General features: G+C 39.0%; 19 protein-coding genes. 8 read left to right on the forward strand and 11 right to left on the reverse strand.

Going from position 1 to position 20,230, the window contains the following annotated elements; genetic code table 11:
* Positions 1 to 404 precede the first annotated feature (404 nt).
* A complete protein-coding gene (locus DP73_RS04780) occupies positions 405 to 623 on the reverse strand; it encodes a hypothetical protein (RefSeq protein WP_128751382.1) in 219 nt (72 codons plus the stop codon).
* Positions 624 to 743: 120 nt separating this feature from the next.
* On the opposite strand from DP73_RS04780, the gene DP73_RS22380 reads away from it, so the two are divergent.
* Positions 744 to 1,007, forward strand: a complete 264-nt coding sequence (locus tag DP73_RS22380) for a hypothetical protein (RefSeq protein ID WP_081962958.1) — start codon at positions 744 to 746, stop codon at positions 1,005 to 1,007.
* Positions 1,008 to 1,582: 575 nt separating this feature from the next.
* On the opposite strand, the gene DP73_RS04790 is transcribed toward DP73_RS22380, so the two are convergent.
* The 4 genes from DP73_RS04790 to DP73_RS04805 form a co-directional block, all read right to left on the reverse strand.
* Positions 1,583 to 2,080 (reverse strand): hypothetical protein, encoded by a 498-nt coding sequence (locus tag DP73_RS04790; protein ID WP_034597894.1) that lies wholly within the window; start codon positions 2,078 to 2,080, stop codon positions 1,583 to 1,585.
* A 129-nt stretch (positions 2,081 to 2,209) separates the two neighbouring features.
* Positions 2,210 to 3,115 (reverse strand): S1C family serine protease, encoded by a 906-nt coding sequence (locus DP73_RS04795; protein ID WP_034597895.1) that lies wholly within the window; start codon positions 3,113 to 3,115, stop codon positions 2,210 to 2,212.
* Positions 3,115 to 4,140, reverse strand: a complete 1,026-nt coding sequence (locus tag DP73_RS04800) for a hypothetical protein (protein ID WP_034597896.1) — start codon at positions 4,138 to 4,140, stop codon at positions 3,115 to 3,117. Before DP73_RS04800 ends, DP73_RS04795 begins: the two co-directional genes overlap by 1 nt.
* Before the next feature lie 120 nt (positions 4,141 to 4,260).
* Entirely contained in the window at positions 4,261 to 5,148 is an 888-nt protein-coding gene (locus DP73_RS04805; RefSeq protein WP_034597897.1) for a hypothetical protein, read from the reverse strand.
* 269 nt (positions 5,149 to 5,417) lie between these two features.
* Between DP73_RS04805 and DP73_RS04810 the strand changes: the two genes are divergently transcribed.
* Together DP73_RS04810 and DP73_RS04815 are read left to right on the forward strand one after the other, a co-directional pair.
* The gene (locus DP73_RS04810) at positions 5,418 to 5,978 is read left to right on the forward strand and encodes a sigma-70 family RNA polymerase sigma factor (protein ID WP_034597899.1); all 561 of its coding nucleotides are present in this window, start codon (positions 5,418 to 5,420) and stop codon (positions 5,976 to 5,978) included.
* Positions 5,945 to 6,706: a DUF4367 domain-containing protein gene (locus DP73_RS04815; RefSeq protein WP_034597900.1), complete on the forward strand. Its 762-nt coding sequence runs from the start codon at positions 5,945 to 5,947 to the stop codon at positions 6,704 to 6,706. The genes DP73_RS04810 and DP73_RS04815 overlap by 34 nt, the downstream gene beginning before the upstream one ends.
* Before the next feature lie 76 nt (positions 6,707 to 6,782).
* On the opposite strand, the gene DP73_RS04820 is transcribed toward DP73_RS04815, so the two are convergent.
* Positions 6,783 to 7,214: a DUF6147 family protein gene (locus DP73_RS04820; protein ID WP_034597902.1), complete on the reverse strand. Its 432-nt coding sequence runs from the start codon at positions 7,212 to 7,214 to the stop codon at positions 6,783 to 6,785.
* Positions 7,215 to 7,908: 694 nt separating this feature from the next.
* On the opposite strand from DP73_RS04820, the gene DP73_RS04825 reads away from it, so the two are divergent.
* The 3 genes from DP73_RS04825 to DP73_RS04835 all read left to right on the forward strand — a co-directional run bounded on the left by DP73_RS04825 (position 7,909) and on the right by DP73_RS04835 (position 10,260).
* Positions 7,909 to 8,151 (forward strand): hypothetical protein, encoded by a 243-nt coding sequence (locus tag DP73_RS04825; protein ID WP_052090406.1) that lies wholly within the window; start codon positions 7,909 to 7,911, stop codon positions 8,149 to 8,151.
* A gap of 31 nt (positions 8,152 to 8,182) precedes the next feature.
* Positions 8,183 to 8,380 (forward strand): hypothetical protein, encoded by a 198-nt coding sequence (locus DP73_RS04830; RefSeq protein WP_034597903.1) that lies wholly within the window; start codon positions 8,183 to 8,185, stop codon positions 8,378 to 8,380.
* Between the two features lie 182 nt (positions 8,381 to 8,562).
* Positions 8,563 to 10,260: a long-chain fatty acid--CoA ligase gene (locus DP73_RS04835; protein WP_034597904.1), complete on the forward strand. Its 1,698-nt coding sequence runs from the start codon at positions 8,563 to 8,565 to the stop codon at positions 10,258 to 10,260.
* Positions 10,261 to 10,467: 207 nt separating this feature from the next.
* Here DP73_RS04835 and DP73_RS04840 read toward each other — a convergent pair whose 3' ends face one another.
* From DP73_RS04840 to DP73_RS04850, 3 genes are read right to left on the reverse strand one after another with little or no spacing between them, the layout of a single operon-like run.
* On the reverse strand, positions 10,468 to 12,315 hold the full coding sequence (locus tag DP73_RS04840; RefSeq protein WP_034597906.1) for a carbohydrate-binding domain-containing protein: 1,848 nt from the start codon (positions 12,313 to 12,315) through the stop codon (positions 10,468 to 10,470).
* Positions 12,316 to 12,326: 11 nt separating this feature from the next.
* On the reverse strand, positions 12,327 to 13,016 hold the full coding sequence (locus DP73_RS04845) for a DUF4956 domain-containing protein (protein WP_034597907.1): 690 nt from the start codon (positions 13,014 to 13,016) through the stop codon (positions 12,327 to 12,329).
* Between the two features lie 23 nt (positions 13,017 to 13,039).
* On the reverse strand, positions 13,040 to 13,780 hold the full coding sequence (locus tag DP73_RS04850; RefSeq protein WP_034597908.1) for a polyphosphate polymerase domain-containing protein: 741 nt from the start codon (positions 13,778 to 13,780) through the stop codon (positions 13,040 to 13,042).
* Positions 13,781 to 14,507: 727 nt separating this feature from the next.
* On the opposite strand from DP73_RS04850, the gene nrdR reads away from it, so the two are divergent.
* The gene (gene nrdR, locus DP73_RS04855; RefSeq protein WP_034597909.1) at positions 14,508 to 14,993 is read left to right on the forward strand and encodes a transcriptional regulator NrdR; all 486 of its coding nucleotides are present in this window, start codon (positions 14,508 to 14,510) and stop codon (positions 14,991 to 14,993) included.
* A gap of 26 nt (positions 14,994 to 15,019) precedes the next feature.
* On the forward strand, positions 15,020 to 17,428 hold the full coding sequence (locus tag DP73_RS04860) for a vitamin B12-dependent ribonucleotide reductase (protein WP_034597951.1): 2,409 nt from the start codon (positions 15,020 to 15,022) through the stop codon (positions 17,426 to 17,428).
* A gap of 437 nt (positions 17,429 to 17,865) precedes the next feature.
* On the opposite strand, the gene DP73_RS04865 is transcribed toward DP73_RS04860, so the two are convergent.
* The gene (locus DP73_RS04865; RefSeq protein WP_034597910.1) at positions 17,866 to 19,032 is read right to left on the reverse strand and encodes an IS91 family transposase; all 1,167 of its coding nucleotides are present in this window, start codon (positions 19,030 to 19,032) and stop codon (positions 17,866 to 17,868) included.
* A complete protein-coding gene (locus DP73_RS04870) occupies positions 19,025 to 19,888 on the reverse strand; it encodes a tyrosine-type recombinase/integrase (RefSeq protein WP_034597911.1) in 864 nt (287 codons plus the stop codon). The genes DP73_RS04865 and DP73_RS04870 overlap by 8 nt, the downstream gene beginning before the upstream one ends.
* Between the last annotated feature and the right edge of the window lie 342 nt (positions 19,889 to 20,230).

The following is a 20,230-nucleotide window of genomic DNA, read 5'->3' on the forward strand; positions in this document are numbered from 1 at the left end:
TGTATTTAAGGGCTTTGACCCGTCGCTACTTCCCATAATAAGAGGGTGCTCATTTTTTATCAAAGATCAAAATAAGGAACTACAGGAATGCTTGGGGCATAGCCCCTGGGAAAGTAGGTTATTGCCGGGTAAACAAGCGACAGACTATCTCTAACGAGGTAGTCTGTCGCTTGTTTTGTAATACTGATACGAAGAATCTGGGGAGTCGGGGTTCCACGATCCACACTGCAGGAGAATTCGTTTCGGGACGCAGTTGTAGATTGTCAAGGAAAATTGACCACTTTTTTGCCCGTTTTTCATCTAAAATCTACCACTAAAACTAGCTAAGTTAACACAGGTTGTTCGTCGTCCTGTAAACCAATTTCAATTTGTATTGGGCTTGTTCACAGAATTAGGGCATTTCCTTAAGTTACTTTTAAAACATACCCACTATCTTTGATCATCTTACTGTTTACGAAAATCTGCTTAGATGCTCGCTCAAGACGGATAAACGTTTGAATTTCAATAAGCCTATCCCGCATAAGCTCGGCAATAAGATCATCAACTTTGACGTTATAGTCATTTGGATTAGATTTAACCAAAGAACTGGGATTCTTTGTTCCACAGAGTTCATCGAGACTCATAAATTGTTCATTTTCGCTAGTTCTTTCATATCGTTTAGAGCCCTTGTTAAATACATAGTCTGCCTCACGACGCATTTTTCGTTGAAACAGGTCATAACCTAGGAATTAGTAGAACGTAAATTGTTAATAAAGCTATTATTCAAACAGGTTGGGAAAGTCAAAGGACTGGACAGCGACTGTTTAGACAGAGTAAATAGTCAATTTCCTCGGTACAAGGATCTCATAGACATCGTTAATGAATTCCGGAAAATGTTGTTGGATAAAAATGTTGGCATGATTGAACAGTGGGTACATAGGGCTTCGGGCTTAAACATTCGTGAGTTGACTTCATTTATAAATGGCATAACCAGAGATATAACAGCTGTGAAAAATGCCATTAAATAGGAATACAATAACGGACTTGCCGAAGGCAGCGTAAATAAGCTTAAGGTTATAAAGAGGATAATGTATGGTCGTAATAGTTTTGAAATGTTAAGAAAAAAACTGTTACGGCTTGAAAAAAGACCAAAATTCAACTAACTGTGGAAAGAACCAGAAATTCGTTGACATTCACAGGCTCGTACGCCTTTCGTTCCAGGGCCGATGATACTCCCTCTGTTTGATTAAATATCCTGCTGAATACTCGCTTATTCGCAGGATTTCATTTTTATCTAGACAAGTTACATAGAATAACTGACACGGTAATAAATGCGTAAGGGTAAAATAGGTATATGAAATAATGAGATATATTAATATCCCATTTAGTTCCATATACTGCACGAATACTCGATGCTTACTCCTAGTGGTCACCCTCCCATGTCTCTACGGGTCTTTGACCTCACATTCCTTCGTAATACCTGTCTAGGGTGGAGTCCGATTGGCTGATTGAGAGGCATTTTTGTATCCGAAAATCTAAGATATTTATTACTAAATTATGTTAATAAAGGTATAAACGTCATTCATTTGGAAATAAAATAATATCATTTTCCTACAAGTTTTTGTGCTATGAGTCTAGTTTTTTTAGTTTTGTGATCATATTCTAAGAGAGTTAATTGGTCATCAAGATACATATACTGAATCCTAACCACTATCTTTTCATCATGTACTATGTCTTGATAGTTACTTTTCGGGACTTTTATTACCTGAAAATAGGGATTGTCCCTGAATTTCGGGGAGATAATATTTTTCCGAATAACTAATTCCCCTGCGACTTTATCAATATAATATTCTTTAAAATCATCACCTGCACCATTGAGCACATATAAAGCCTTATCGTCATGAATTATCGCAGTATCAAAACCTTGTTCACTGTGTATTACAGTCATTCCATTTTCATACTGATATTGTATTTTCTGTTCGTTGAAAACTGGCGGAATACTAATAACATTTTGTATTCCGGTATTAATGTTTAAATATACCAATGAAAACAACATAAACACTATTGGTGCTATAATCCACCGCCTTCCCTGTCTTAACATAATAACCTCCTTAAATATTACTTAGAATCACTAAAATTTAAAACAATTTATAGGACAATTTCCGAAAATTTTTGCTAAGTCACGGAAACGTTTTGTAAGATAAAACCATTGTTTCTTACTTTAAAAAACTTAGGTGTTTATACTTATAGTAATAACTTTTCCGTTACGCTTAACTTTGAGATCCCAAACCAGTAACTCAGAGTCAATTAACATCCTATAAGATAAATCGGAAATCGAAGCGACAGAGTAACTATTAATTTCTAGTATTTCATCGTTCGGAAATAAGTTCATATACGCGGGCGAATTAGCGGTTGTTTCAGTAACCACTAAACCCTTAGAACTGGGTAAACTATTTAGTTCCTGTACTTTGATTCCTAGTTTTTTATGTTTATAAGGTTTACCAGACATTATTTGATTCAATACTTTCTTTACATCACAGAAGGGGATGGCACACGTGTATGTCACGTTTTTCTCATCCATTTTTGCCACTATTATACCTATTACTTGCCCATCTTGATTTAAGATGGGGCCTCCAGAACTACCATACGTTATGTTAGGTCCTGATAATTTAATTAGTTTTAAAAAATCAACAGGGGAGTTTGCTAAGGTTAAGTTACTATCAACGACTGTTCCTTTTTCTATTAAATTTTGGTGAGCTACTATTACTTTACTTGAATTTTGTTCTTCATAACTAATTTGAAGTGGTTGAACGCTTTCGTCAATTTCTAATACTGCTAGATCTGTTAGTGAATCATATGATATGAGTTTAGCGGTTAACTCTGAACCATTCATATCTTGCAGAACTATTTTTGTCGAGTACTTAACTACATGATAACAAGTCAGGATTTTGTTCGAGTCAATTGCAAATCCAGTACCTTCCGAAGTAACTAAATTATCATTTGAAATCACCTTAAATAGACTTTTGTTTACTTCTGTATAATTGTAAGTGTTGAAGCTATTAGCATAAACCATATAAGTAAGTCCAAGAAAAGATAACAATATAAATACGGATAATATACCAACTCGATTATTCATTATAAACCTTCCAAGTGCGATAAAACTATATTTGTGGGGTATTGCCCTAATGAGTAGGTACTAATTATTTTGCTAGTTCTCATGTCATAAACACTTAAAGTCCCGGCCATTTCATCTACAATATAAATATTATGACCATCCAATATAATACTTGAAGGTAACACATCCTTAATGTCAATTCTTTTCACTGTTCTATTATTTAAATTTAAAACAGTTAGTCCTTTTTGCTCTTGTGAATCAGGATAATAATGGCTTATGATTAATCTTTGCCCATCAGAGACAATCTGTCGAGCTATCGAATCTATCTCGATCGTCTCAATTTTTTCTCCGGTCTTTTGATCGACATTAATAAGTTTATTACCGCCACAAATCCAAAGCTCATTATTCACAAACTTTATGCCACTAAGTGGAGTGTTTTCGTATTTAAACTGATTGATTAGTTTTTGAGATGCAATATCTATAGTAGATAGTATGCTAACTTTGTGATCTACGTCTTGGGTTATACTATAAAGAATTCCATTATCCTTATCTAAATCAGAAAACTGAAAGTTATCCCCGCCTATTTGCAATTTGCCTAACATACGAAAATCGTGAGTGTTCACAAAATATGTAGTAACATCGTTAAAGCCTCTCTCTAAACATGTTATTGCAGCTATATTTTGGTTAAACTGAATATCCACGGGACTAAGCCCCACTTTGATTTCGGTTACCTTTTTGTTTATAATCTTAACCATATTACTTATTTCAGACAGATCACTAGTATAAGCCGCGGGGACCCAGATAGTATCGGTTGTGTTATCTATAAAAATAGATCTACCGAATATTGGTCCCAAGTTTACTTGTTCTATTATATTTGATTTACCTAAGTCATAATAGTCTAATAGGAACTCTCTAGAATCGGGAGACACTTTGCCGTAGGATATAGTTCCAGTGATATTATCTTTAGAGCACCCTGTTGCGAGAAGAATTAAAAGAGATATGGCTAGTGCCCAAAGCCAAGGATATTTTTTTACTAGTATAATCATTTTCTCCTCCTTTTCTGAATAAAATGCCTTTTTGAATTTCGGTATTAATTGTGGTTAAGAAAGATTTATTAAGTTGGGGCTACCAATAAATTCATATTGGTTAGCCCCGGGTATTATATACTACAGATCATTTGTTTCCTTAGCATCTTCCATAATTTGATTATACTGGCTGTCATCAATGTTATATTTACTCTTGATATCTTCTTTGCTTATACCTCTCTTTTCAAGTCTTGCTAGATACTCAGAAAATCCTTCTTTTTGTATCCCGAGTTCAAACTTAATATCTTTAGTATCTACTCCTTTATTTTTCCAAGCTTTCAGTCTATCTAAAGCATGTTGTGGCAAAGCACCTTTTGATACTGTTGGTGCCGTTGATGTAGTGTAAATAGCAACATTAGTATGGTAATAAATGTCGTCGGGTACAGGAAGGATTGGCGCAATTCCTGATGACCACCCTATATTAATATCCGCCATGTCGTAATAAGCTCGTTCAACTAATTTCGAACATTGCCAAGAATTATTTACCCAAAAATTTGAGTTCACATCATACGGGCCTGAAAAGTCTTCCCATGCATAATCTACAATACCATCTCGTTCATTTCCACTAACATCAGGAACATAACCTATAGCTGCCCAATCGTAAAACCAAAAACGATGAACATCTCTTGATACTACATCATTCGTTGAACTTGTTGGTGTAGCTTCGACAGTCATTCCCGTCCAACCGTAACCAGCTACAGCTTCTCCGGTTTCATCATATCTAAAGAAATAATCACCTGCGTAAGTAGTATCCCTGGCTAATGCACAATGAGTGTATTTTCCATATTGTCCACCTGTATTTCCACCAAAGTATATATCAGCCTTAAATGGGTATGAAAAATTTAAAGTATTTTTTTTACCTTGCCATTTCCCAGTAAACGATGGAAATAGCTCTCCGGCGAAAACAGTATTTACATTGGCTAATAATAGACTAAATACTACTAGGATTATAAAAAAACGTTTTTTCATGGTTAACCTCCTCTATTTATTAAGAACAGTTTTAAATTAATAACAATAGTACTTTCTATAGGATGTTTTACTTTTTAGAGTCCCTCCAATCTTAGTCATTTCTAAAGGCTACATAGTTATATAATCCTCCTCCCTTTGATTGTTAAATCGCCTTCATTAAATAGAGGTTTTGAACATGTAAAAAGGTTACATGAATAGAGAAATTTTTTAATTTTAGAAGGTTTATTAAATATTTCTTTGAATATCTTTTTTGAGGGGTGTGAATAAAGTTGTCATTATATGGTGCAGAAATAGATGTATTTGAAATTCTTGTCAAGCAGAATTATGAGAAGGTTTATCAAATAGTATATATTTATACTAAAGATAGATATATTTCGGAGGATGCAGTTCAGCAAGCGTTTGTAATAGCCTATAGTAAACTAAATCAATTAAGGTCTAAGGATAAATTCGCGTCATGGGTTACTTCAATTGCCCTAAATGAGGCAAAACGTATGTTAAAGAATAAATACAATGAAAAAATTACTTTCATAGAAAAATTTCATGTTGAAACACTTTCATATAGTGAAGATGACAATATTAATCTTAAAGAAGATATAGATAATGCTTTAAATAGATTAAAGTATAAAGATAACGAGATCTTAGTTCTAAAGTATTATGCCGACTTAACCTTGCAGCAAATATCAGACCTATTAGGCATTAACCTATCAAATACCAAAGTAAGATTACATAGAGCTAAGGAATCTTTTAGAAAACTATTAAATCCAGAAATTAATCAAAATCAGGAGGTGGAGCTTCAATGGCCTTATCAGAAAAAGAACTTGAACGACTAATAAAGAGTCATTTATCAAAAGAGTTAGATGTTGCTATTGAGGTTCCAAATATAGATGATCAGTGGCAAAAGATAAAGAAGCAGATATTAGAAACAGAAAGTATCTCGACAACAGAAAAACCTTTCTCAAACCGAAAAAGAATCATTGTTGCGGCGACAATCCTCATTTCAATCGGTTCAATAAACTTCCTATACCCACATAACGCAAATGCTTTAGGGGGCAAGATTGGTGAGTTTTTTGCCTATATCGTTGGAAAAACAACAAAAAACCAAACTGAAACTTACAAACAGAGCAAAGATCCAGAAATACCAAAGATACAGAATTTGGGTTCTAATATTGAAAAAGAAGTTTCTCTAAATCAAGCCCAAGCTGAGGTTCCATTTAAGTTAGCTATTCCTAACTATCTCCCTCCTGAAGCTAAAACTGGCCGGGTTGTACTTACTTCTCTGGGAACAGATGTTTATGAGGTTACTATTGAATATAGTTATAACGATATAGTAATCGCTTTTAGCCAACAGAATTGTGCAAACGGAACTTCACGTGGTTCTGTATACGACACAGATGATACTGTTGTAAAGGATCTAACTGTTAACGGTAGCCCTGCTATCTTATATTTAAGTAAAAATAGTATAAGTACTTTAAACTGGCAAACAAGGGGTCTTTTGCTACAAATAACGGGCAAAATAAATGAAACCGAGATTTGCAAGATCGCAAACTCGATCAACTAGAAAAAACCGCATAAAGCGGTTTTTCTAGTTGTTTTTAATGGATTACTTATTTATGATAGTCATCAACTAAGTGACATCATTGAATATATATCGCCTCAGAGTAAGCTTGAGTACTCTCACTTATGTCCCCATTTAACGATGTATGCTGTGAGGATACTCTGTAATAATAACCTCCCGTAACCACTAGTGACTGCCCCCCGGATACATATGCTGAATTGTACTTGTAGTAACTATAGTTGTCCAATGTATACCATGTGCCACCAGATAAGTATTGGACATTTAATTTTAGTCCTATTTTTTCGACTCCATAGTAGGTTGAAGTTGACCCAGATACGTTGATTTTGCCGTTACCATTATTAACTATTTTGCAAACTCCTCTTGAAATAGTTTCGAAGGATGCAGGGCTTACGACTCCATTCCCACTCATTTTGGTTTCTGTAGCACCTAAAGCCACCTGGGAACCCATTAACATAAAGATAGCCAAAAGTACGGGTATAAGTTTTTTCATTAAATATTTCCCCTTTCTATTATTCTATAATATAGAGTAAAAAAAGGGGGTAAAAGGTTACAAGTTGATGGATAAATTTTTTAGCAAATCTATCCGATAATAAAGCTTTCTTCTGACCAACTGACCCAACCTTATCTTTTCAACTTATTTTTTTATAATTAGTTTGTAATTCACCTCATTTTTTTAGCCATTTTTGGCACCTATCTTTACACAGAGGTTTTGATAGGAATTATACTTTTCGCTTTCTATGGATAGAGAGTGATTAAATGATGTTTTAGAAACTTTATGTTTTGCTGCCTTGCATTGCAATGTCTTAATATAGGGGGATAGTTGGTAAGGGATAGGGTTTGGGACTATCTATTATAACGCTTACCAATGGCTAACCTTAATGAACTATTAAAAATTAGAGCGAGCGTTAGAAGTATTTTTTTGGCATTTCGAACTGCCCGCTTTTTTATATTTTAACTTTAAATCAACGAGCTTGCTTTCGATGTACCGTCAAATGGTATTTCAAGTGGGGTCGTTTTTTATATTTAAGAAGGAGGTATTAGCATCTAAGTTGGATAGAACAAGATTTTGTCTAACGGTAGCGATATCCTTAGAATGGGTAAAGGATTGGGCTCAGGTAGAGCGTGAATTAAAAGAGCCGTTTCCTAACAAAGATATTTAAAACAGGCTAGATGCTGTTTTTGGAATGGGTAACTGGAAAAATGATTTTAAAGAGTGGAAAGATAAGGCGGTCCTTTGTGGGCTGTCTTGTTGCTTAGAAGGTAAAGATTGGATAACCAAATGGGATGGGGCGGTTGAATCTGAAATTGAAGCAACTAAGGGTGGATTATTGTCGGATTCAATGCAGAGAGCTGCTTTTCAGTGGGGTATCTGTCGTTATCTTAAAAAAATCGGGAACATATGGGTTGAAATAACACCCCCTAGGTAAAAGCTTTAAAATCAAAGATGGATGTAAACCTATGTTACCTGCCTGGGCTTTACCTAAAGGTGAAACACCAATTCAACAAGGTAATCAGCAGAATTTCCAACTGGGACAACCTCAAGGGCAAAATGTCCCTAGTATTATCCCATTCAATGGGTTAGTTAAACTTTTTCAAGAGCCTATTTTGGATAAAAAACAAGCGGAACGTGGTCTCGAGGATCGAATTATGATCTAAAAGATGGTGGGCATCCTTTTAAAGTAATGTCCTATCCCAGAATACAAATATAAAATCACCGCCACGAGTATTTTGAATAATATAAAAATACAGAATATTAAAATAATATATATAAAAGAACGGAGGGATGTGCTAAAATATGTAAAACAAATGAATCCGCATTCAAGAAGGAGGAGACAGACATGGAAAAGTCTATCGTAGAGAGATCTTGGTTTCGTTTTTATGAGCCTAATGTTCGGAAACGGTTAGAAATTCCTGAACTTACTTTGATGGGGATGTTTAAGCAAACAAAGTTGAAATTCCCGGATAATCCGGCATTAATATTTGGAGGAAAGACCACAACCTACGCAGAGATGGATATATTTATTGAACGCATGGCTAAAATGCTTAAGCAGAGAGGGGTAAAAAAGGGAGATAGAATTTCTATATATATGCCTAATAGCGCTAATTGGGTAATCTCATTCTTTGCAATCCAAAGACTAGGGGCTGTAGTTGTTCAGACTAATCCCCTTTATGTCGAAAGTGAATTAAAAGCTTTATTGCAGGACTCCGGTGCTATAGGTATAATCTCCATTCCCCAACTCTTGCCGCGTATTATGAAGATACAAGAGGAAGTGGGATTAGAACTAATAGCCTTAGATTTCCTAAAAGCTTTCCATGGCTTAGGAGGCTTAGGATTGGCAGATAATCCAGTGTATGAAGATATAGAGAAACAACTTTCAGATCCCTGTTGGGATGAATTAGAGTCTCCACCCTGGTTGGGGGAAACTGAGGATCTGGCAGTTTTACAGTATACAGGTGGAACAACAGGAACGGCAAAGGGAGTTATGTTAACACATCATAACTTAGTAGCTAATGCTTTACAAGCCTGGGAATGGATTGATGGACAAGAGGGAAAGGAAAGAGTCTTAACGGTACTGCCACTATTTCATATATACGCCTTAACAGCATGTATGAACTTTTCAGTATTATCCGGAGGGGCAATGATTATCTTACCTAAGTTTGATATTGATAGTGTCCTTCAACACATTAATGACTATGGACCCACGTTTTTCCCGGGAGCTCCTACTATGTATGTAGCTGTAATAAATCATCCGCGAATCAAGGAATATAAGGTTTCGTCGATTCGCTGCTGTCTAAGTGGGTCAGCTCCGCTCCCCAAAGAAGTAGCAATTCGTTTTGGGGAATTAACGGGTGGCAGGTTAGTTGAAGCCTATGGATTATCCGAGGCAGCACCTGCAACACATTTGAATCCGATCTTTAATTCAAGGGTCGGCTCAATCGGGGTTCCTGCACCTAATACGGATTCCAAAATTATGGACTTAGAGACAGGCGAGAAAGAGCTTCCCCCAGGAGAAATTGGGGAATTGGTGGTTAAGGGCAATCAAGTTATGTTAGGGTATTGGCAAAGACCTGAAGAAACAACGGATGTGTTAAAAGATGGGTGGCTATATACAGGAGATATTGCTTATAAAGATGAAGACGGCTTTTTCTATATTGTTGATAGAAAAAAGGATATGATTATTACGGGAGGTTATAATGTCTATCCTCGCGATGTGGAAGAAGTACTCTATACTCACCCGGCTGTAAGAGAAGCTGTATGTGCCGGAATTTCTAATCCCTATTGGGGCGAAATGGTTAAGGCCTATATTGTTATTAAAGAAGGATTAAGTGTGACAGAGGAGGAAATTTTAAAATATTGTAAGAGTAAGCTTGCAGTCTTTAAAATTCCAAAGGCCATTGAATTTCGTGAAAGTCTACCGAAGACAGCTGTTGGTAAAGTTTTGCGTCGCTTTTTAGTAGAAGAAGAAAGAGAAAGAATGCTGCAAAAAGAAATGGCTGAGACGACAGCTCAGGAAGAAATTGCCGTAAGTATATAAATATCTTCTCTTAATTGCTTTCTTGTCGGGAAATCAAATAGATTAGTATACGAGCTAAGAGGCAAAGGACCTTATGTATTCTTTTACAATGGTGAACTTTACAAAACCTGGGCAGAGCTGAAATTAGCCTTGAAGTTTCGATAACTTAGAGAAAGGTCATGACCATAAAGATAGTCATGACCTTTCTCTAACTGGTAATTGAGGATATTATTGCGGAAGTTTGTCACTGGGCGGCACTCCACCATCATTAGGGGGCATCCCACCCTCACGAGGAGGCATGTTGCCTGTGCCGCCGAATCCTTTGCCACCACCGGGACCGGCGTTTTGGGGTTTAGTAGTTACACCTGATTCCGTTAAATAAGTTAGAGAATCTGAAAGTGTAACTTCAACAATTTGATTGTCCCCACTATAGAGAGTATAGGTTGAGCCTACCGTTAATTTAGGGGAGGATATTGCCACTGAGCTATACTGCTTGGAAGGTGTATAGGTTAAAACAATATTACCATTCTTATCTTTGAGGGTTAGTGCAGTTCCTGCAGCTTGTGCGGAGGTGTAATACATGAGGATTGAGGGTTGGGTATTGGTGCTGGGAGCTTGAGCCATTCCAGAGCTGCCGGATGCCACTAGAGTTCCACCGCTTATAGCAAAACTACCGTCATAATCAACAGAACCATTGCCATTGCCTGCTGGGCCATCTACATAGACAGTACCGCCTGTCATGTTTATACTGCCATTGGAATCTGTTCCGTCACCATTAGCATTCAAGGCTATTTCTCCACCAGTGATACTTAAAACTCCAGTCTTGCTGTTGACATTAATTCCGTCATCAGTAGAGGTCGCGTTAATCTTTCCACCAATAACTGTAATATTTGAGCCTTCTAAACTCTCATAAGAGTTCTTTATAGAGATTTCGCCATTAGTGATGAGGAGATTATTGTCAGCATGCAAACCATCATCACCACTTTGTAAGGTCAGAACACCATCGTTGATGATTAAGTCATTATTGCTGTGTAATGAATCTTCATAGGAGGAGACACTGATATTCCCGCCGTTTACAAGCAGGCCTTGGCCTGCCTTTAAGCCTTTTTTACTTTCCTCTTCCTCGGTACTATTTGTAGTGGGGGCGCTGGCTTTTTGATCGGGACGACCACCAAAGTCATTGCTGCTGCTTATACTCTTGCCCGGGTAACCACCGCCGGAGTTTAGCTGAAATGATCCATCATCGATTTGAACAAGCTTTGCTGCCTGTATTCCATCGTTGGCCGCAACAATAGTAAACTGTCCGTTTTCAAGGACTACATTTCCCTTGTCTTCATCGGTTTCATTGGTAGAGCGAATACCGTCTTTGCCGGCGATAATCTCAAAGCTGCCATTTTTGATACTCACACTGTCCTTGCCTACAATTCCATCCGCCTTGGAGGTTACAATCAAAGACCCATCAGTAATTTTCAAGTCATCCTTACTGGTAATTCCATCATTATAATCAGCTGTAACAGTTAATTTGCCGCCGCCGGTGATCGTAAGATCTGACTTGCTAAAAATTGCCGCGGAGGGTTCGCCATCTTCATTCACAACGTAGTCACTTCCGCCGGCAACAGAATTATCTGTGCCATTTTCTAAGAGAATAACCGCTTTCTTAGAGTTTTTAATGTAGATTGGAGCGCTTGTTTGACTTTGGATAGTTGCCCCATTCAATACCAGAAATACAGTTCCATCATCGGTATCTCTGTTTACATCCACAACAATACTCCCATTGGTCAAAGAGCCGGTGATTTCATATACGCCGGACTTGGAGATAGTAACAATTGAGCCTTGGACGTCTAAACCCTCTCCGTTAACTGTTGCCGAGCTGCCGTTTAAACCGATAGTTTTATAGCTGCTATTTTTCCAGTCGAAATAATAATCGTCCTCATCATAAGTTACAGAAACCGGATTGACTGTAGAAGTAGTAGTGCTGACAGTTTCAACGGTAGAGCTTTCTTTGCTGGAAGCACACCCCGCAAGGCCTGTTACTAAAAGGGCCAGGGCTAGAACGATACTAAGTGGTTTTTTCATACTTATCTCCTTTAAGCGTAGATTTTATCGTCTAATTGATGACAGGTTAAGGCAATGTTTAAGTTGCCATTGCGGCATCTCAATTCATCAAGGAATGACTTTTGATTAATCCCTTGTTTTAAGTTGATGTTATAGACAACTTCAAAAAGAGTTCCAAAGTCTTTAGTTTTAACTCGATTCATTGTCCAAGAATCCGTATATTGATTGAGAATATCATCGAATAATCCTTGAAAGTTTAGATTTTCTGGCACAACAATTTTTAACTGCATAGCATTGGCTTTGGGATTTGCAAAATCTGTGTAATAAAGGATTATCATGACCGCACAGAGGATGAAGGCAAACATGGCTGCGTAGACAATATAACCCATCCCACAGGCCAAACCTATGGCTAGAGTAAATAGCACATAAGCAATATCTTTAGGTTCACCGGGGGCACTTCTAAAACGAATAAGGCTAAAGGCTCCCGCTAGACTGAAGGCTCTGGCCACGTTATTCCCAATCAATAAAATAATGATGGAAATAATAGCAGGCAACATAATCATGGTTACTGTAAATCCGGCAGAATAGCCTTGCTTTTTGTGGGTGTGGATATACACTAAGCTTGTGAATAGTCCCAGGAGAAGTGCTGAACACAAAACTGCTAGGGAGTTAGTTAGGGTAAGAGAATCTCCCGCTGAGGAAGATAGTAAGGTTTCTAACATAGCATTGAGGCTCCTTCCAACTATTAATAATTAGCACAAAGGCTTGGGTTAACAAGGGTGCAATAATTCTCGTACTCTTTGCCGTATTTTGAGAAGTTAGTTTTGTATAGTCTGAGACCGGATAAGGTACGTGATAGCCAAATAGGTACGGCACCGGAGAGTTTGACTTCCATTAAATACTGACCTTTTTCTAATATGGGGGTTCCATAGCTGGGTAGTTCGAGAAATAAGTCATCTCGTCTGGAGCAGATGTTGTAGTCAAAAGTCACGCGAAAGTCTTTATCATCTTTTCCAAAGTAGGCTAGCCGCTTATAACTAATGTAAGCTGCCGGACTTACCTGATTGTGGCTTAGAAAATATTCAATTTCGCTAGCGACCTGCTTATTAAGCTTTGGAGAGGAAACTGGGCATTTACCTAGTCGAACAAAATCATAGGCAGCTTTTAAAGTTAAGACAACACGTCTCTTGTTGACGATACCACCGATTTTCTTTTTGAGCTCTAAAAATACTTGGTCGTTAAATGAGGTTGGAATAGTATAGCTTCTGAGGCGAAGCTTTTCTTTATAATAGGGTTTGGAAAGAGAATGCCGAATGAGATTACTGTCATGTGTATCATAATAAATATTATAAATGTTGTACTCCTTCCCCTCTTGGCAATGGGCATCAGGAACCATGTATTCCAGCAAAAGTGGGATAAGAGTATCCAACTGTGTCTGATCTAGCATGAATTTCATTTCATAACGATTAAACGTTGTTATAGCCATTTGCATCCCTCCTAATAACTTAGGCTCTTTCAGCAAATACCGCTGTGCCTGATTTGTAGTATATAGTTACTTTCTGAATTGGACCTGATGGCTGGCTGAATATATGCTTAAAATAATCGATAGGTCGACTACTCCAGAGGTTTGCTAATCGTCCCTTAGCTTCTAGGGAACGTTAAGGTTTAATGGCACACACAAATGTGAATATAAAAAAATGACGTGCAAGATTGTAACATTTGCACGTCATTTTTGGTAGATTGTGGTACTATATGCGACTTAAGAATGATTGTTCCGGTAAAAGAACGAGTCTAAATATAGACGTTAAACATGGAAGGTAAGTTTTGAAAATAAATCTAAGGTGCTTGGAGAAGTGTGAAGTTACTTCTTGGATCGTAACGCTTCCTCTTTTGAAAGCCCATGCCCATCTCTAGAATCCATACTTGGCTGATCCTCGGGGCGGGAAGGAATTGGCTTAGTAGTTGGATTGGCTTCTCTTTCAGGAAATTTTTTAATCACGGTAATAATCACTCCTTCTAATACTATTAGAACTATTTATCTCCAAACTTATTTTGCCCTTTTTGCTAAAGAAATACTGGTTTTTTGACTAAATCCACGGAAAATACCTGGTTTCAGAGAAAAAGTTCTAAGACGAGCCGTCTAAGCGGACAGGTTGACACACAACATATAGTGTGATTAAATTGTATAAGTACTATATATTGGGGGTGGTGCTATGCACTGTCCATTCTGCGGATACGAGGACACGAAGGTTCAGGATTCACGTCAAGTTGAAGAAGGGACGGCGGTTCGGAGACGCAGGGAATGTGAACGATGTATGCGTCGGTTCACCACATTTGAAAAGTTCGAGGACTCGCCACTTGTCGTTGTGAAAAAAGAAGGTCGACGTGAAGGATTTTCCCGCTCAAAAATGATGGCCGGTATGCTCAGAGCTTGTGAAAAAAGACCGATTTCTATCGAGGAAATTGAAGAAGCTGCCTACGCCATTGAGAAGAAGTTACGCAATTGCCATGAACGGGAAGTATCAAGTTCCGAAGTAGGGGAAGCGGTTTTGGAACAGTTATTTAACTTGGATGAAGTCGCCTACATACGTTTTGCGTCTGTTTATCGACAGTTTCAGGACATCCAACGATTTATGGAAGAGTTACATGAACTCATTGAAAAAAGGGGATCTATCAGTAAGAGAGATCAGCCTAAGTAGTGATAAGGAAAGTTGGGGATTTTAAGTTGAGTTTCGAAGGACAAGCACCAAAAAAATGGCCGAAGGCTAATTTAACGCCGAATGCACGAGTTGTATTGGCAAAGCGATATTTAAAACAAGAAAATGGACAAGTAGTAGAATCTGCCGAAGATATGATTTTTCGGGTGGCTAGTGTAGTCGCTCGTATTGAAGAAGAAATGTATGGCAAAGGAAAAGAAGAGGTTCAGTCCTTAGCCAAAGAATTTTATACAATGATGGCCAACCTAGAGTTTATGCCCAACTCTCCGACCCTGATGAATGCCGGGCGAGACCTGGGTCAGCTAAGTGCCTGCTTTGTCTTACCCGTTGAAGACAGCATGGAAGAAATATTTGATGCCATTAAGAATGCTGCCATAATTCATAAATCCGGTGGTGGAACCGGTTTTAGCTTTTCTCGTTTACGTCCTAAAAACAGCATGGTTCGTTCAACCGGTGGGGTAGCCTCCGGCCCGATTTCTTTCATGAAAGTGTTTAATTCAGCAACAGAAGCAGTTAAGCAGGGTGGCACACGACGGGGAGCCAATATGGGAATTCTCCGCGTCGACCATCCTGATATTGTAGATTTTATCCAGTGTAAAGAAGACAACAAAGAAATTACCAATTTTAATATTTCTGTCGGGGTAACGGAAGAGTTTATGTCTGCCGTCCGGGAAGGGCGTCCTTATGATCTGATGGATCCTCATACGGGAAATCCAGTTGGACAACTGTCCGCTCCGGAAATCTTTAATAAAATTGTAGAACACGCTTGGAAAAACGGAGAACCGGGTGTTGTTTTCCTAGATCGCTTGAACCAAGGAAATCCTACACCCTTACTCGGAAAAATCGAAGCAACTAATCCTTGTGGCGAGCAACCCTTGCTGCCCAATGAGGCCTGCAACTTAGGCTCGATTAACCTGAAGCTGATGGTCACTGAAAAAGAAGGAAAAATGGTGATCAATTGGGAACGTTTAAGTCAGGTAACTCGACTGTCGGTTCGCTTCCTGGATAACGTGATCGACGCTAATCAGTATCCTCTGGAGATTATTGATCAAGTGGTAAAAGGGAATCGTAAAATCGGCCTGGGCGTCATGGGTTTTGCAGACATGCTTATCCTGCTCCAAACCTCATATGCTACTGAAGAAGCCGTTGAATACGCTGAAAAGGTTATGAATTTCATTCAAACTGAAGCTCGTATTGAGTCCCAGCGCTTGGCTGAAGAAAGAGGAACCTTCCCGAACTATGAAGGCTCAATTTATGATGGGTTCATGAAGTTGAGGAACGCTACTCTGACAACGATTGCTCCTACAGGAACAATTTCGATGATTTGTGCAGCTTCAAGTGGGGTAGAGCCCTTGTTTGCCGTGGCTTATACCAAAACCGTAATGGATGGAACGGCACTGGTGGAAGTGAATCCTCTTTTTGAGGGATTCGCTAAAGAATATGGTTTCTATTCTGAAGAACTAATGCGCAAAATTGCAGACAGGGGAACCGTCCTGGGTCTGCCTGAGGTTCCCAACTGGGTACAGGAGGTCTTTACCACTGCCCAAGAGATTGCCCCTGAGTGGCATATTCGAATTCAGGCAGCCTTCCAGAAATTTACGGACAATGCAGTCTCGAAAACCATTAACTTTGCTAATTCAGCGACACAAGAAGAAATAGCTGAGGCTTATCGACTGGCCGATGAACTCAACTGTAAAGGGTTAACAGTTTACCGCGATGGCAGTCGTGAAGAGCAAGTGCTTTCTACAGGTACCGGCGCAGCACAATCCTCGGAGGACAAGACCACTGAGGTTAAAGATCTGCAGGCTTCAGAACAGCTTTCTGCACCAAAGAAACCCTTTGTCCCTGAGGTGAATACAGTGGTTCCCCGCCCCAGACCGACAACAACCATAGGGGTAACAGAAAAGATAAAAATCGGTTGCGGCAACCTCTATGTAAGTGTTAATGCCGATGAAAAAGGGATTTGTGAAGTGTTTACGAATACCGGTCGGGCAGGAGGCTGCTCTTCCCAGTCGGAGGCTACTGCTCGTTTGATCTCGATAACCTTACGTTCAGGTCTGTCTGTCGATGCAATTACCGAGCAGATTAAAGGGATTCGCTGCCCGGCCTGCATGAGACGAGAAGGGGTTAATGTTACATCCTGCCCTGATGCCATTGCTCGAGTCATTCGCAAGTATAGTGATGTGGGGATTAACTTTAGTACGGTCAAGCTCGGGAAGCCAGAACAAGCACCTGCGCCTGAAAAGACGAATGTTGCGGCAGGACAGGGAAATGCTGCTGCCCCAGAGAAAGCTGCTACTAAAAAAGTCCGGGCTAGCGTAGCTCCGGGAAATGCTTGCCCAGAGTGTGGAATGTCTATTAATCATGAGAGCGGTTGTGTAGTGTGTACGCACTGTGGCTATTCGAAGTGTGGGTAAGAGTGGTGTTTGCTGAATAATAAAGTCTGACACTATTGGACAGCTGATATTGACTTTGAAAAATTAATAGTTATTAAGACTAACCAAAACGCATCTTAGCCAATAACTGAAATATTACGGTTATTGGCTTTTTTTTATTATCTCTGTAGCCATTTTGTCTAGCAGATTATCCGAAGTTAGGGGTAAAAAAGCTCAAACTCCGAATGTGAGCTTGAGTAAATAGAAGGTGGTTCATTTGGTGAAGCTGTTACCTAACTTTGGATAATTACAATGCACGAAACCGCGACGGTTAAGGAAAATGCTATGGGGATTGAATTTCTAATCTCCGTCTAATTCATATGACATTTATGTAAAACTCAGAAGGAATTGTATCGAAGTAGCGTTAATTATGCTAAAACAGATATAGTTTCCCCCTCCCCATAACCGGGCAATTTTTATTAAATACATGCAGATTGGACAGCGATTGGGGGAGATTTACCCAAGCTCATAAACCGTTTGGGTTTATCTGATCCGCAATTAGGGCATTTAGATAAATCTAATCCTGTAAGCTTCTGGATGAGTTGGAGGGTTGTAGCTTTCTCTCCAATTAATAAAGGGGTATGGGTAAGTTGTTTGCAAATCTTAAGTTTGGTTGTCTTGTTACGATTACCAAGTAAGCCGTAGTGCCTAATTTTCATAAAGCGACTCGGCAAGATGTGGATAAGAAATCTTCGGATAAACTCCTCTGAGGAAAGAGTCATCACCTTATGCTTACTGTCGTCTTTGTAGTCCCGCCATTTGAAGGAAACTGTATCCTTTTCCATGCTAACGATGCGCTTGTTGGATATAGCCACTCGGTGAGTATATCGCCCCAGGTATTCAACAACACAAGCAGCATTTTTAAACGGTGGTTTGCAGTAGACAATCCACTCTTTACCATAGAGAGAGGTGAGCAACTTTTCGAATTCCTCATCGTCGGAAAGATAAGTTTGATTTCCGTGGAATTCAAGCTTGTTTTGGTAGTAAAGCTGTTTAAGGTAATACAGGAATTTTCCTCTGAACTTTCGGGATAGAACTTTAACCGGGATGAAGAATTTCTTTCTGCTATTCACCCATTTTCCCAGGGAAGATAGCCCGCCCCCAGGTACAATGCAATGGATATGCGGATGGTGCATGAGGTTTTGTCCCCAAGTATGCAGAACCGATGTAAAGCCAATCTTTGCACCAAGATATTTTTTGTCAGAAGCTAAATCGGTAAGAGTTTCAGCAACGGTCTTAAACATAAGGGTATACACTGCTTTTTGATTTTGGTAGACCATTGAATTGAGAGTATCTGGGATGGTAAATACCACATGGAAGTATCCGATGTCGAGCAGATTGCTTTTCTGGTTTTCAATCCAACGCTCTTTGGCCAGAGCTTGGCATTTAGGGCAGTGCCTATTGCGGCATGAATTATAGGAAATACGGGTATGCCCACAACTGTCACAAACCTCCTTATGGCCACCTAACTCTGACGTTCTACATTTTTGAATGGCAGACATCGCCTTATGTTGTGCGATAGTGAGCTTATGGTCAGTACGATAGTTTTTGCCGTATTTTATGAAGATATCTTGGACCTCAGCCATTGTCTTTGTCCGATTCAACCATCTGATCAAGGGGACTTGTTACGTTCAAAGATTCAATCTTAACCAAATGCAAGTAAACGCAGGTCGTGTTGATATTTGAGTGACCGAGCAGTTGCTTGATGTGGTAAATGCTTGTTCCGGATTCCAGCAGGTGAGTCGCGAAACTATGCCTCATAGTATGAACTGAAACTTTTTTAGAGATGTTAGCTTTCTTTACATATTTATGGAAAAGATTTTGTATTGCTTTGGTAGTCATGTGGGTGCAGGTGTGATTCCTGCTGTAAAAAAGCCACTCTTTGGGGCGGTAAGCTTTCCAGTAAGTTCTAAGAATATCCAGGTTAGCTTGAGAAAGCAGGGCGTAACGATCTTTGCTTCCTTTGGCATTGCGGATGAACAATTGCATTTTATCACTATGGATATCTGAAACTTTAAGCGAGGCTACTTCGCTTAGGCGAAGTCCTGCACCATAAAGAGTCATAAGAATGCATTTATCTCGCAGGTTGTCGCAGACGTTAAAAAGGGCTTGTATCTCCTCTTGGGTAAGGATGTCAGGGAGTCTGCGTGGTTTGCGGTGGCGAGGAACTTGTCTGGGATTTAAATTAACGTTCAGAGTTACGCCATACAAAAAGCGGAGGCCGCTATTGTAGGTGTTTACCGATTCGGGAGCAAGCTTCTTAACTGTCGTGAGATAATGAAGAAACTGTCTAACGTCCTCTACACCTAGATCGGTTGCAGGTTTACCGAAGTGCTCCTGAAAGAGTTTAACTTTGGTATAGTATTCAGCCTGGGTATGCTTACTAAACCCTCGAAGCTCCACATCGAATTTCAGTTTGGCTAAAACTTCTTCTTTTGTCATATTCAATCATCTCCTGCAAAATAGTTTTACAGGAGAGGCAAAGCTTCATAACAACTAATAGGAATATTTGCGTAAACAGTAAGAGATATGCTATGGAAACCACCGCGCCAGCGGTTTAGTGCTATGTCTATACTGTGAAGTTGAGAGATCAATTAAAAAGGACATTAGCGAGTCTAAACCTCCGGCCCGCTACACTAAAGCAGTCGTTTGCAAAGTGATTTACATTTAGTTCCTCAATGTTAACAACCAGTTTTCGGCTAGGATTATTACCGACATGTATCGTAGACCCTATGGAATTGGAGGGATCTGCGACACGTGTCGGTAATACATCATTATGTGAAA

It is taken from the genome of Desulfosporosinus sp. HMP52 (genome assembly GCF_000765145.1).
Taxonomy (GTDB): Bacteria; Bacillota; Desulfitobacteriia; order Desulfitobacteriales; family Desulfitobacteriaceae; genus Desulfosporosinus.

What these genes read in the sequence shown, in the direction of transcription:
- DP73_RS04845 (WP_034597907.1), bottom strand. Translation starts at nt 13,016, where the DNA reads ATGTTAGAAACCTTACTATCTTCCTCAGCGGGAGATTCTCTTACCCTA.
- DP73_RS04795 (WP_034597895.1), bottom strand. Translation starts at nt 3,115, where the DNA reads ATGAATAATCGAGTTGGTATATTATCCGTATTTATATTGTTATCTTTT.
- DP73_RS04850 (WP_034597908.1), bottom strand. Translation starts at nt 13,780, where the DNA reads ATGGCTATAACAACGTTTAATCGTTATGAAATGAAATTCATGCTAGAT.
- DP73_RS04790 (WP_034597894.1), bottom strand. Translation starts at nt 2,080, where the DNA reads ATGTTAAGACAGGGAAGGCGGTGGATTATAGCACCAATAGTGTTTATG.
- DP73_RS04830 (WP_034597903.1), top strand. Translation starts at nt 8,183, where the DNA reads ATGTTACCTGCCTGGGCTTTACCTAAAGGTGAAACACCAATTCAACAA.
- DP73_RS04820 (WP_034597902.1), bottom strand. Translation starts at nt 7,214, where the DNA reads ATGAAAAAACTTATACCCGTACTTTTGGCTATCTTTATGTTAATGGGT.
- nrdR (WP_034597909.1), top strand. Translation starts at nt 14,508, where the DNA reads ATGCACTGTCCATTCTGCGGATACGAGGACACGAAGGTTCAGGATTCA.
- DP73_RS04865 (WP_034597910.1), bottom strand. Translation starts at nt 19,032, where the DNA reads ATGGCTGAGGTCCAAGATATCTTCATAAAATACGGCAAAAACTATCGT.
- DP73_RS04840 (WP_034597906.1), bottom strand. Translation starts at nt 12,315, where the DNA reads ATGAAAAAACCACTTAGTATCGTTCTAGCCCTGGCCCTTTTAGTAACA.
- DP73_RS04815 (WP_034597900.1), top strand. Translation starts at nt 5,945, where the DNA reads ATGGCCTTATCAGAAAAAGAACTTGAACGACTAATAAAGAGTCATTTA.
- DP73_RS04780 (WP_128751382.1), bottom strand. Translation starts at nt 623, where the DNA reads ATGAGTCTCGATGAACTCTGTGGAACAAAGAATCCCAGTTCTTTGGTT.
- DP73_RS04825 (WP_052090406.1), top strand. Translation starts at nt 7,909, where the DNA reads ATGGGTAACTGGAAAAATGATTTTAAAGAGTGGAAAGATAAGGCGGTC.
- DP73_RS04800 (WP_034597896.1), bottom strand. Translation starts at nt 4,140, where the DNA reads ATGATTATACTAGTAAAAAAATATCCTTGGCTTTGGGCACTAGCCATA.
- DP73_RS04835 (WP_034597904.1), top strand. Translation starts at nt 8,563, where the DNA reads ATGGAAAAGTCTATCGTAGAGAGATCTTGGTTTCGTTTTTATGAGCCT.
- DP73_RS04870 (WP_034597911.1), bottom strand. Translation starts at nt 19,888, where the DNA reads ATGACAAAAGAAGAAGTTTTAGCCAAACTGAAATTCGATGTGGAGCTT.
- DP73_RS04805 (WP_034597897.1), bottom strand. Translation starts at nt 5,148, where the DNA reads ATGAAAAAACGTTTTTTTATAATCCTAGTAGTATTTAGTCTATTATTA.